The following is a 10,718-nucleotide window of genomic DNA, read 5'->3' on the forward strand; positions in this document are numbered from 1 at the left end:
TCAGCCGCGCAGCTCGCTCGGCATCGTGGCCGAGCATCTCCTGGATGTCCTTCAGGCCGGCATCGGCCGCGTGAGCCAGTGTCGCGGCACCGTGTCGGAGGTCGTGGAGCCGAATCGGCGGAAGACCGTTTTCCTCGTGCAGCTCGATGAACCGCCGTGTGACGTTGGCGGGATGGAGCAAACCCTTCCGGTCTCCACCCAGCCGCTCTCCCACTCCTTGCGGTCCTTGTCCTGCTGGGCGCGGTGCCGCTTGAGGGCCTGGACCGTGTCGGAGTCGAGGGCGATGGTGCGCGCTCCGGCATCGGTCTTGGGATCGTCCTCGTACACCTCCCAGCCGTTCACGACGAGTTGCTTGGCAACCGCGAGAAGCCCAGCCTCCAGGTGCGTGTCGGTCCACCTCTGACCGCATGCCTCGCCTCGCCGAAGTCCGCGGAAGGCAACCAGGTGAAACAGCGCGTACAGCCGATCCTCGGCTACATGGTCGAGGAAGAGGCCGGTGTGTTCCGGCGCCCAGACCATCACCGGTGAGGGCTTCTCTCCGGTGCGCTTCCCGTGGAAGGGTGCGCTCTTCCGTCCACACAAGCGCCTTGGGGCGCTTGCCCGCCTCCAACTCGACATGGCGGCAGGGTTGAAGGTGATCAACTGCTGTGCGATCGCGGCGTTCAACGCGGCCCGTAGCGTGGAGCGAACGCGCTGGCGCGTCGCCGGACCGACGATGCGGCGGTAGGAATCCATCTCGGCGATTGCCGCTTTCATCGCCTTACGGCAGGCAGCAGACGTCCGTGAGCACCTGAAGGGACTCTCACGTGCACGCCCGCACGAGAATTCCTGGATGGTGGCTTTGTATGAAGCGCTCGCTGCCGACGACTGGTTCTGCAGCGGGGGCTTTCGCCAAGCAGCGGTCGGCTAAAGACTCCGCATGGGGCGAACCTTGAGGCGGCAGTCACGCAGGATCTTCCAGTTCTTCAGTCAGGACAGAGCCTGCTCGCCCCGTGATCGGGCCCGGCGATGGACGGCGTTCTCGCCGCCTGCTGCGGACCGAGGTGCGTCTGGCCGCGTCGTTTGCGGTGAGGGATGAGCAGGCCGGTGCCCTGATACAGGTGCTGCCGTACGTCCGACGAGGGCAAGCAACCGGGCTCAGCGCTAGGCACTGTCCGGCGGATCATGTGATTACTAGGATCCAGGGGCGTCCGTTCCCCGTTGGTCAGTGCCGGGGGACTGGGTGGATGCGGCAGTGATGAGCGATGCGGATCCGGTGCTTCCCGCAGCGGACGGAGAAAAGGGGGCCTGTGGGGAGTCGGCGGCTGCACGGGGGGATCGGGGCGGCGGTGGCTCTGCTGCTCGCGATATCCACTGCCATGCTTTTGGGCAGGTCGTGGACCGCCTGTGACGTAGGAGTGAACAACGCGGCCAACGGTGGTTTCCTGCTGTGGCTGTTCATCCCGGGTCTCTGGACGGTCCTGCTGCTGGTCTGGGTCACGGTGGGCGCCTTTCTGGGAAACCGTCCCCTCCTCCATGCCCTGGCTCTCGCGGTGACGCTGCTGGGTGTTGCCTGGTGCGGCATCTCGATCTTCTGGGAGGGCGCCGCCACTCCTCCGTGCCCCAGCGGTGTGCCCCCGTGGTGGCCGAGCCTCATCCCCGCCCCGGGATTCTGAGAGGTCGGTCCCGGTATTTCACGGCTTGAGCCAGAGGCGGACTGCTGCTGCGGTGACGGTGCCGTGGAAGACATGGGCCCGCTTGTCGTAACGGGTTGCAACAGCACGGGAGTTCTTCAGGCGGTTGCTGGTCCGCTCGACCTCGTTGCGGCGCCGGTATCGGTCAGGATCGAAGCCGGTTGGTCTTCCGCCCGCGCTGCCTCTGCGTCGACGATTGGCGCGTTGGTCCTTCGGTTCCGGGATGGTGTGCTTGATGTCGCGTCGTCGCAGGTAGCGGCGGTTTCGGCGGCAGCTGTATGCCTTGTCGCCGCTGACGTGGTCGGGCCGAGTCCGGGGCCGTCCGCCCCGGGGGCGGGGAACCCGGATCCGGTCCAGGACCTCGATCATCTGCGGGGCGTCGCCCCACTGGCCCGGAGTGATTAGGAGAGCCATCGGGCGGCACCCGCCTTCCCCTGCAAGGTGGATCTTGCAGGTCAGCCCGCCCCGGGACCGTCCGATCCCCTCGTCAGGGCGGTGATGCCGGGGCGTCGTCCTTTTTCGGAACCCGCGGGGTGGCCTTGCGCGCTCCGGCCGCGTGCTGGTGGGCCCTGCAGGAGGTCGAGTCGACACCGACCATGCCCCAGTCGATCCGGCCGGCCAGGTCGGCGTGGGCCTGGACCGCCTGCAGGATCCGGTCCCAGGTGCCGTCCGCCGACCAGCGGCGATGCCTCTCGTAGACGGATTTGCAGGAGCCGTATCATCAATCGTCGTTGCTGCGGCGCCGGGCACGTGTCGGCAAGGAGCCAGTCGCTGTTGCCTCGAAACGCCTGCCCCAGCGCGGTGAGATGCGTGAGCGGACAGCTCGGCACAGCGCGCCACGAGCCGGATGGGGTGCGACGCCGCAGGGCACCGATCAGGTGGATCGGCGCCCTGCGGCACGGTAAAGCACTGCCCGGCAAGGATTCGATCCCACTCCTGAAGCGGGTATCGCAGGTTCGAATGCCGCCGGGGCGAAATCCGAAAGAGCACCTACGGGGGTCGGTAGGTGCTCCTCGGGAGGCGGGCCGCAAGCCCTCCGACGTCAGGCCTCCGCGTATGGCCTGATTGCCGTCGGCGCGTGGCCCGGGTCCGTGGCCACGTCCTCGAACTCGTTGACGGAGGCGATGTCCGTACCGCTCATCGCGATGTTCGTGACCCGCTCCAGGATCGCCTCGACGACCACCGGCACCCGGAACTCCGCGGCCAGCTTCTTGGCCTCCTCGAAGGCCGGCAGCAGCCGGTCCGGCTCGGTGACCCGGATGGCCTTGCAGCCCAGTCCCTCGACGACCTTGACGTGGTCGACGCCGTACACGCCGAGCTCCGGCGAGTTGAGGTTCTCGAACTCCAGGTTGACCTGGAAGTCGATGTCGAAGTTGCGCTGCGCCTGGCGGATCAGCCCCAGGTAGGAGTTGTTCACCAGGACGTGGACGTACGGGATGCGGTGCTGTGCGCCGACGGCCAGCTCCTCCAGCATGAACTGGAAGTCGTAGTCGCCGGAGAGCGCGACGACGGAGCCGTCCGGGTCGGCCGTGGCGACGCCCAGCGCGGCCGGGATCGTCCAGCCGAGCGGGCCCGCCTGGCCGCAGTTGATCCAGTGGCGCGGCCGGTAGACGTGCAGCATCTGCGCGCCGGCGATCTGGGAGAGGCCGATGGTGGTGACGTACCGGGTCTCGGGGCCGAACGCCCGGTTCATCTCCTCGTACACCCGCTGGGGCTTCAGCGGCACGTTGTCGAAGTGCGTGCGGCGCTGAAGGGTGGCCCTGCGCGCCTGGGTGGAGGCGGCCCACCGCGAGCGGTCCTTGAGCCCTCCGGCCGCCTTCAGTTCGCGCGCCACCTCGACGAACAGCTCCAGCGCCGCCTTGGCGTCGGAGGCGATGCCGAGGTCGGGGGCGAAGATCTTGCCGAGCTGGGTGGGCTCGATGTCGACGTGGACGAACTTCCGGCCCTCGGTGTAGACGTCCAGCCTGCCGGTGTGGCGGTTGGCCCAGCGGTTGCCGATGCCGAGGACGAAGTCGGACTCCAGGAAGTTCGCGTTGCCGTAGCGGTGCGAGGTCTGCAGGCCGACCATGCCCGCGTTCAGCTCGTGGTCGTCGGCGATGACGCCCCAGCCCATCAGGGTCGGGACGACCGGGACGCCGGTCAGCTCGGCGAACTCGACGAGGAGCTCGGAGGCGTCGGCGTTGATGACGCCGCCGCCGGCGACGAGCAGCGGGCGCTCGGACTCGTTCAGCAGCTCCAGGGCCCGCACGATCTGCTTGCGGGTCGCGGCGGGCTTGTGCACCGGCAGCGGCTCGTACAGATCGGGGTCGAACTCGATCTCGGTGAGCTGGACGTCGATGGGCAGGTCGACGAGGACCGGGCCGGGGCGGCCGGTGCGCATCAGGTGGAAGGCCCGCTGGAAGACGCCGGGGACCTGGGCGGCCTCCAGGACGGTCGTCGCGGCCTTGGTGACGGGCGCCGCGATCGAGGCGATGTCGACCGCCTGGAAGTCCTCCTTGTGGAGCACCGCGGTCGGGGCCTGGCCGGTGATGCAGAGGATCGGAACGGAATCGGCGATGGCGGAGTAGAGGCCGGTGATCATGTCGGTACCGGCCGGTCCCGACGTGCCGATGCAGACGCCGATGTTGCCCGGGCGCGCCCGGGTGTAGCCCTCCGCCATGTGGGAGGCGCCCTCGACGTGACGGGCCAGAGTGTGATGAACCCCGCCGGAGGCCTTGAGGGCCGCGTAGAAGGGGTTGATCGCCGCGCCCGGCACACCGAACGCGTTGCTGACGCCTTCGCGCTTGAGGATCTCAACTGCCGCTCGGGCAGCGGTCATTCGAGGCATTGAGTGCTCCTGCTCGGACCTGGTGGAGTCGGGCTCTGTCGCGCCACCTGAGAGCACCAATTCCGCATTACGGAAACTTGATTCTGCTATACGAAAGTCAATCTAAAGCGCGCCCAGGCGGCCGTCAAGAGCGGCCGCACCCGGCCGCCGATGCGCGCGCGTCCGCCCGCGAAGTACGCCAAGTCCCTCCCCAGGACGTCGCTCTTGGTGGACGATGGAGTCCGGAGCGGAGCCGGCCCGTCACGGCCGGTGCGCACGTGTTTCGGTGCGCCGGGAGAGCGACCGTCGGCAGAGGGACCGGGGCGCACCCGGGGCCGGAGGGAGAACATGGTGGAGTCGGTGCCGGTACGCTGCCCGGCCTGCCGCCGCGACCACACGTACAGTCCGCCCGCCTACCCCTGCCCGTGCGGCGCGCCGACCGCCCCGCCCCTGCTCCCCGGCGCCCCGGCCGTGCCGATCACCCACCGCACCTGGAACGACGACTGGGTGACGGTGCGCTGTCCCTCCTGCGGGCGCCAGGACCAATGGCCGCAGCCGGAGCTGTGCTGCCCGTGCGGGACGGTGCTGCGCGTGCCGGTCCGGCCGGTGACGGCGCCGGACGACGAGCCCGGGCCGGCCGGCCCCTCGCACATCCCGCTGCCGCGCACGGCCCCGGCGCCCCGGCCCGCGTTCCGCGCCGTCGCCATCCACGGCGCGGACGACGCCCTGACGACCGCGGCCCGGTATCTGAGGTGGCTGGGCTACCGCGACGTGGTGCGGCCCCCGAAGACCTCCCCCGCACGGATCGACCTGCGGGCCACCGGGCTGATCGCCCAGGTCGACACGGTCGCCCGACCGACCGCCCTGCGCGATGTCGAGTGCCTCTGGCTGAACGCGCTCAGCGCGTCGCTCGCCTGCGTCTTCTTCTCCGTCCCGGGGTACGCGCCGGACGCCTCGGCGCGCGCCGAGGGCCTGGGCATGCCGCTCTTCCTGATGGACCCGGCGGGAACCCCGCAGCCGGTCAACAGCCCGGCCGACGAGCTGCTCAGCACCGGGGCCTGAGACGACATACTGGCGGCATGCGCATCCGTACCGCCCGCAGCACCGACCTCCCGCTGCTCCAGGACATCGAACGTGCCGCCGGCGAACCGTTCCGCGCCCTCGGCATGACCGCCATCGCGGACGACGACCCGCCGGCACTCGGGCTGCTGGACGACTACCGCAGGGACGGCCGCGCCTGGGTGGCCGCGGACCCGGACGACCGCCCGGTCGGCTATCTGATCGCCGACCCGGTCGACGGGGCGGCCCACATCGAGCAGGTCTCCGTGCACCCGTCCGCCGCACGGCGCGGCCTGGGCGGCGCGCTCATCGACCGTCTCGCCGGGTGGGCGGGCGAGCGCGGTCTGGGCGCGCTCACGCTCACGACCTTCTCCCACGTCCCCTGGAACGCGCCGTACTACGCCCGCCTCGGCTTCCGCGCCCTTGACGACGGCGAACTCACCGACGGGCTGCGGAAGATCAGGGCGCAGGAGGCCGAACACGGCCTGGATCACTGGCCACGGGTCTGCATGCGCCGCGAGATCCCGCACTCCGGGCACCTGCGGCAGCTCACCGGAACCGACCGGCAACAGTGAGTGCAATCGGTCACGTTCGGGCCAGGGGGCCACAAATGTTCGGCCCGCTGTCAGTGGCGGGCCTTAAGGTGGTGCGCATGGCTTTAACTCCACGGAACACACCTGACGACCGGCCGCGCACGACCCGTCCGGCACCCCCGTCCGCCGCCCGGGCGAACGAGGCGATACGGGCGTTCGTGGACGCGCGCGCCGGCCAGGACTGGTCCTCCGTGGAGTCCGCCGCCTACGAGGTGCTGCTGATCGAGTGGGCGGCCGCGACCCGGGGCGGCACCGGCGACATCATCGAGGCCGCCTGACCGCGCCCGGGGCGCTGCGTCCCTACTGCCCGTAGCCCTCCCGCAGTTCGATCTTCCGGACCTTCCCGCTCACCGTCATCGGGAAGTCCTCCAGGATCCGCAGCCGCCGCGGAACCTTGTAGTGCGCCAGCTGCTCACGGCAGAAGTCCGTCACCTCGTCCAGGGTCGGCGGATCCGCCGGGCTCCTCGGGATCACACAGGCCAGGATCTCCTCGCCGTAGATGTCGTCCGGTACGCCCACCACCTGCACATCGGCGATCTTCGGGTGACCGTAGAGGAATTCCTCGATCTCCCGCGGATACACGTTCTCCCCACCGCGGATGATCATGTCCTTGATCCGGCCGACGATCTGTACGTAGCCGTCCTCGCGCATCACCGCGAGGTCGCCGGTGTGCATCCAGCGTCCGGCGTCGATGACCTCCGCGGTCCGCTCGGGCTGTTCCCAGTAGCCGAGCATCACGCTGTAGCCACGGGTGCACAGTTCACCGGCCGTGCCGCGCTCCACCGTCACCCCGGTCACCGGGTCGACGACCTTGACCTCGATGTGCGGCATCACCCGGCCGACGGTGCCGGTGCGGCGTTCCAGGTCGTCGTCGCGGCGGGTCTGGGTGGAGACCGGTGAGGTCTCCGTCATGCCGTAGCAGATGGACACCTCGTCCATGTGCATCTCGGCGACGACCCGCTTCATCACCTCGACCGGGCAGGGGGATCCGGCCATGATGCCGGTGCGCAGCGAGGAGAGGTCGTACGAGGCGAAGTCCGGCAGGTTCAGCTCGGCGATGAACATGGTGGGGACGCCGTAGAGCGAGGTGCAGCGCTCCTGCTGTACGGCGGTGAGCACGGCGGCCGCCTCGAAGGCGGGGGCCGGGATCACGATGCAGGCGCCGTGCGAGGTGATGCCGAGGTTCCCCATGACCATGCCGAAGCAGTGGTAGAAGGGGACCGGCAGGCAGACCCGGTCCTGTTCCGTGTAGCCGACCAGTTCACCCACGAAATAGCCGTTGTTGAGGATGTTGTGGTGGGAGAGGGTGGCGCCCTTGGGGAAGCCGGTGGTGCCGGAGGTGTACTGGATGTTGATCGGGTCGTCGCAGGACAGCTCCGCCTCGCGGGCTGCCAGTTGCTCCGGTGTCACGGATCCGGCGGTGGCCAGCAGTTCGTCCCAGGACGGATCGCCGATGTAGTGCACGGCGCGCAGCGCGGGACAGTCGGCGCGGACCTGGCCGACCAGGGCGCGGTAGTCGCTGGTGCGGTGCGAGAGCGAGGAGACCAGGAGCGAGATCCCGGCCTGCTTCAGCACGTACTCCAGCTCGTGCGCCCGGTACGCCGGGTTGATGTTGACCATGACGGCGCCGATGCGGGCGGTGGCGTACTGGACCAGCACCCACTCCGGGCAGTTGACCGCCCAGATCCCGACCCGGTCCCCCTTGGCCACCCCGGACGCCATCAGGGCCCGGGCCAGTTCGTCGACGGCGGCGCCGAATTCGGTGTACGTCCAGCGTCGGCCGGACGCGACGTCCACGAGTGCCTCGCGGTCGCCGAACGTCTCGACGGCGCGGTCCAGATTGCGGCCTATGGTGTCGCCGAGGAGCGCCGTGGTGCCGGTGCCGTGCGCGTAGGAGAGCTCGCTCATCGCAGATCACCCTCGTCGTACTCGGTGCCGGTGCCCTTGGCGGTGCGCTCGCGGAGCTCGATGCGGCGGATCTTGCCGGAGACGGTCTTGGGCAGCTCGGCGAATTCCAGCCTGCGGATCCGCTTGTACGGGGCGAGGACCGAACGCGAGTGCTCGAACAGCGCCTTCGCGGTGTCCGGGCCGGGCTCCCAGCCCTCCGCGAGCACGATGTACGCCTTGGGTACGGAGAGCCGGACCGGGTCGGGGGCGGGAACGACCGCCGCCTCGGCGACCGCCTCGTGCTCCAGCAGGGCGCTCTCCAGCTCGAACGGCGAGATCTTGTAGTCGGAGGCCTTGAACACGTCGTCGGCGCGGCCGACATAGGTGATGTAGCCGTCCGCGTCGCGCGAGCCGATGTCGCCGGTGCGGTAATAGCCGCCCGCCATGGCCTCGGCCGTGCGGTCCGGGTCGCCGTGGTAGCCGGTCATCAGGCCCACCGGCCGGCCGGACAGGTCCAGGGAGATCTCGCCCTCGGCCGCGCCGGGCTCGCCCGTGACCGGGTCCAGCAGCTCGACCTTGAAGCCGGGGCTGGGCCGCCCCATCGAACCGGCCTTCAGCAGCTGGCCCGGGGTGTTGGCGACCTGGACGGCTGTCTCGGTCTGGCCGAATCCGTCGCGGATGGTGACGCCCCAGGTGCGCCGCACCGTCTCGATGACCTCCGGGTTCAGCGGCTCGCCGGCCGCGACGACCTCGCGCGGCGGGGTCTTCAGCTGGGAGAGGTCGGCCTGGATCAGCATCCGCCAGACGGTGGGCGGGGCGCAGAAGCTGGTGACGCCCGAGCGGTCCATCTCGGCCATCAGCCGGCCCGCGTCGAAGCGGGTGTAGTTGAAGATGAAGACGGTCGCCTCGGCGCTCCAGGGCGCGAAGAGGTTCGACCACGCGTGCTTGGCCCAGCCGGGCGAGGAGATGTTGAGGTGGACGTCCCCGGGCTTGAGGCCGATCCAGTACATCGTCGCCAAGTGGCCCACGGGGTAGGAGACATGGGTGTGCTCGACAAGCTTCGGGCTGGCGGTCGTGCCGGAGGTGAAGTAGAGCATCAGCGGCTCGTCGGCGTCGGTCTCCCGGTCCGCCCCGAAGGTCTCCGGCTGCTCGTCGGCGCCGGCGTACGAGAGCCAGCCGGGCACCTCTGCGCCGACCGCGATCCGCGTGTAGTCACCGGGCACCTCCTCGAACTTCGCGGTGTCGGCGTCCCGGACCAGGACGTGGCGGACCCGGCCGCGCTCCACCCGGTCGCGCAGGTCGACCGGGCCCAGGAGCGGGGTGGCGGGGATGACGACGGCGCGCAGCTTCATCGCGGCGAGGGCCGTCTCCCACAGCTCGACCTGGTTGCCGAGCATGACGAGGATCCGGTCCCCGGCGCGCACGCCCTGGGCGCGCAGCCAGTTCGCGGCCCGGTTGGAGCGGGCGGACATCCGGGCGAAGGACACCTCGGTGCGTCCGCCGTCCTCCTCGACGATGTGCAGGGCGGTGCGGTCGTTGTTCTCGGCGATGGCGTCGAACCAGTCGAGAGCCCAGTTGAAGTGGTCGCTCCTGGGCCAGCTGAAGCCCTCGTAGGCCGCGTGGTAGTCCTCACGGTGCTTCAGCAGAAAGTCCCGGGCGGCCCGGAACGTTTCCGTCGCACTGGTTGCCGACATGTGCCCTCCTCATTGCGGACCGGACCGGTCACTTAACATCATGTAAACAGTGACCCAGGTCTCACCACCCCCGAACGGGGGTGCAGCGAGGGGTGGCCGAGCCCCCCGGAGCCGGGCAGGGAGGCGTCAGCGTGCCGGATTCCGTCGATGCGGTCGAGATGCAGACAGCGCTGCTGCGGCTGCGCCGGACCAGTGGCCTGCCGGTGGCCTTCGGCGGGTTGCTCGCCGACGCCCGTCATGCCCGGATCGCCGAGCTGAACGGGGCGCATACCAGCGTGCTGCGCGGGCTCGTCATCTCGGCGGGAAGCGGGCTCGGCGGCAAGGCGATCGCGCTGTCCCGGCCGTGCGCGGTGACCGACTACCACTCCTCGCGCCACATCAGCCACGAGTACGACATGGCGGTCGCGGCGGAGGGCCTGCGCTCGGTGGTGGCGGTGCCCGTGGTGGTGCGGCGCAAGGTGCGCGGTGTGCTGTACGGGGCGCTGCGCGAGCCGATCACGCTCGGGGACCGCACGTTCGACGCGGCGGTCGCCGCCGCCCGCGACGTGGAGCAGGCCCTGGTGGTACGGGACGAGGTGCAGCAGCTGCTGTCCGCGACCCGGGAACAGGTCACGGACCCCAGGGCCGCCCCGGAGGCGTGGGAGGACGTCCGCGAGGCCCACCGCGAGCTGCGGGCCCTGGTCCCGAAGGTCGTCGACCCGGCCCTGCGCGACGAGCTGCTCACGGTGTGCGGGCTCCTCGCCTCGGCGGCCGGGGTCCGTGCCCCCAGGCCCCTCGCGGTCCAGCTGGCCCCCCGCGAGCTGGACGTGCTGGCCTGCGTGGCGGCGGGGGCGACGAACGGGGTGGCGGCCGAGCGGCTCGGGCTGCGGCCGGAGACGGTGAAGGGCTATCTGCGTTCGGCGATGCGCAAGCTGGGGGCGCACACCCGGCTGGAGGCGGTGGTGGCGGCCCGGCGCGCGGGGCTGCTGCCCTAGAGGCTGTCGGGTGGGCACCCGACACCCCTTCC

8 protein-coding genes and 3 pseudogenes are annotated in these 10,718 nt (G+C 70.2%); 5 read left to right on the forward strand and 6 right to left on the reverse strand.

The genetic code is table 11. The features are described 5' to 3' along the window. Positions 1-13: 13 nt before the first annotated feature. A pseudogene (locus AADR41_RS30290) lies at positions 14-771 on the reverse strand (site-specific integrase); the annotation flags it as partial. Positions 772-972: 201 nt separating this feature from the next. Further along, a pseudogene (locus tag AADR41_RS30295) lies at positions 973-1,100 on the reverse strand (IS5/IS1182 family transposase); the annotation flags it as partial. Between the two features lie 258 nt (positions 1,101-1,358). Here AADR41_RS30295 and AADR41_RS30300 point away from each other — a divergent pair. Next, entirely contained in the window at positions 1,359-1,655 is a 297-nt protein-coding gene (locus AADR41_RS30300) for a hypothetical protein (protein ID WP_342284683.1), read from the forward strand. Between the two features lie 18 nt (positions 1,656-1,673). Here the strand turns inward: AADR41_RS30300 and AADR41_RS30305 are convergent. After that, positions 1,674-2,391 (reverse strand): annotated as a pseudogene (locus AADR41_RS30305) (IS5 family transposase); the annotation flags it as partial. A gap of 324 nt (positions 2,392-2,715) precedes the next feature. After that, a complete protein-coding gene (gcl, locus tag AADR41_RS30310) occupies positions 2,716-4,491 on the reverse strand; it encodes a glyoxylate carboligase (RefSeq protein ID WP_342284685.1) in 1,776 nt (591 codons plus the stop codon). Positions 4,492-4,830: 339 nt separating this feature from the next. On the opposite strand from gcl, the gene AADR41_RS30315 reads away from it, so the two are divergent. The 3 genes from AADR41_RS30315 (at position 4,831) to AADR41_RS30325 (ending at position 6,409) form a co-directional block, all read left to right on the forward strand. Then, positions 4,831-5,541 (forward strand): hypothetical protein, encoded by a 711-nt coding sequence (locus tag AADR41_RS30315; RefSeq protein WP_342284691.1) that lies wholly within the window; start codon positions 4,831-4,833, stop codon positions 5,539-5,541. Between the two features lie 17 nt (positions 5,542-5,558). Further along, the gene (locus AADR41_RS30320; protein ID WP_342284686.1) at positions 5,559-6,113 is read left to right on the forward strand and encodes a GNAT family N-acetyltransferase; all 555 of its coding nucleotides are present in this window, start codon (positions 5,559-5,561) and stop codon (positions 6,111-6,113) included. Between the two features lie 77 nt (positions 6,114-6,190). Then, positions 6,191-6,409 (forward strand): hypothetical protein, encoded by a 219-nt coding sequence (locus AADR41_RS30325; RefSeq protein ID WP_124721328.1) that lies wholly within the window; start codon positions 6,191-6,193, stop codon positions 6,407-6,409. Between the two features lie 22 nt (positions 6,410-6,431). Here AADR41_RS30325 and AADR41_RS30330 read toward each other — a convergent pair whose 3' ends face one another. Together AADR41_RS30330 and AADR41_RS30335 are read right to left on the reverse strand one after the other, a co-directional pair. Continuing rightward, on the reverse strand, positions 6,432-8,039 hold the full coding sequence (locus AADR41_RS30330) for an AMP-binding protein (RefSeq protein WP_342284688.1): 1,608 nt from the start codon (positions 8,037-8,039) through the stop codon (positions 6,432-6,434). Continuing rightward, positions 8,036-9,712, reverse strand: coding sequence for an AMP-binding protein (locus AADR41_RS30335; RefSeq protein WP_342284689.1), 1,677 nt, complete (start codon positions 9,710-9,712; stop codon positions 8,036-8,038). Before AADR41_RS30335 ends, AADR41_RS30330 begins: the two co-directional genes overlap by 4 nt. Positions 9,713-9,843: 131 nt before the next feature. On the opposite strand from AADR41_RS30335, the gene AADR41_RS30340 reads away from it, so the two are divergent. Then, complete coding sequence (locus AADR41_RS30340; RefSeq protein ID WP_342284690.1) at positions 9,844-10,686, forward strand: response regulator transcription factor; 843 nt, start codon at positions 9,844-9,846, stop codon at positions 10,684-10,686. Positions 10,687-10,718 lie beyond the last annotated feature (32 nt).

Origin of the sequence: Streptomyces sp. CLV115, from assembly GCF_038448545.1 — a bacterium.
In the GTDB taxonomy this organism is placed as follows: domain Bacteria; phylum Actinomycetota; class Actinomycetes; order Streptomycetales; family Streptomycetaceae; genus Streptomyces; species Streptomyces sanglieri.

Excerpts from the sequence above, each read along its gene's own strand:
- AADR41_RS30325 (WP_124721328.1), top strand. The coding sequence starts at position 6,191 with ATGGCTTTAACTCCACGGAACACACCTGACGACCGGCCGCGCACGACC.
- AADR41_RS30330 (WP_342284688.1), bottom strand. The coding sequence starts at position 8,039 with ATGAGCGAGCTCTCCTACGCGCACGGCACCGGCACCACGGCGCTCCTC.
- AADR41_RS30335 (WP_342284689.1), bottom strand. The coding sequence starts at position 9,712 with ATGTCGGCAACCAGTGCGACGGAAACGTTCCGGGCCGCCCGGGACTTT.
- AADR41_RS30320 (WP_342284686.1), top strand. The coding sequence starts at position 5,559 with ATGCGCATCCGTACCGCCCGCAGCACCGACCTCCCGCTGCTCCAGGAC.
- gcl (WP_342284685.1), bottom strand. The coding sequence starts at position 4,491 with ATGACCGCTGCCCGAGCGGCAGTTGAGATCCTCAAGCGCGAAGGCGTC.
- AADR41_RS30300 (WP_342284683.1), top strand. The coding sequence starts at position 1,359 with ATGCTTTTGGGCAGGTCGTGGACCGCCTGTGACGTAGGAGTGAACAAC.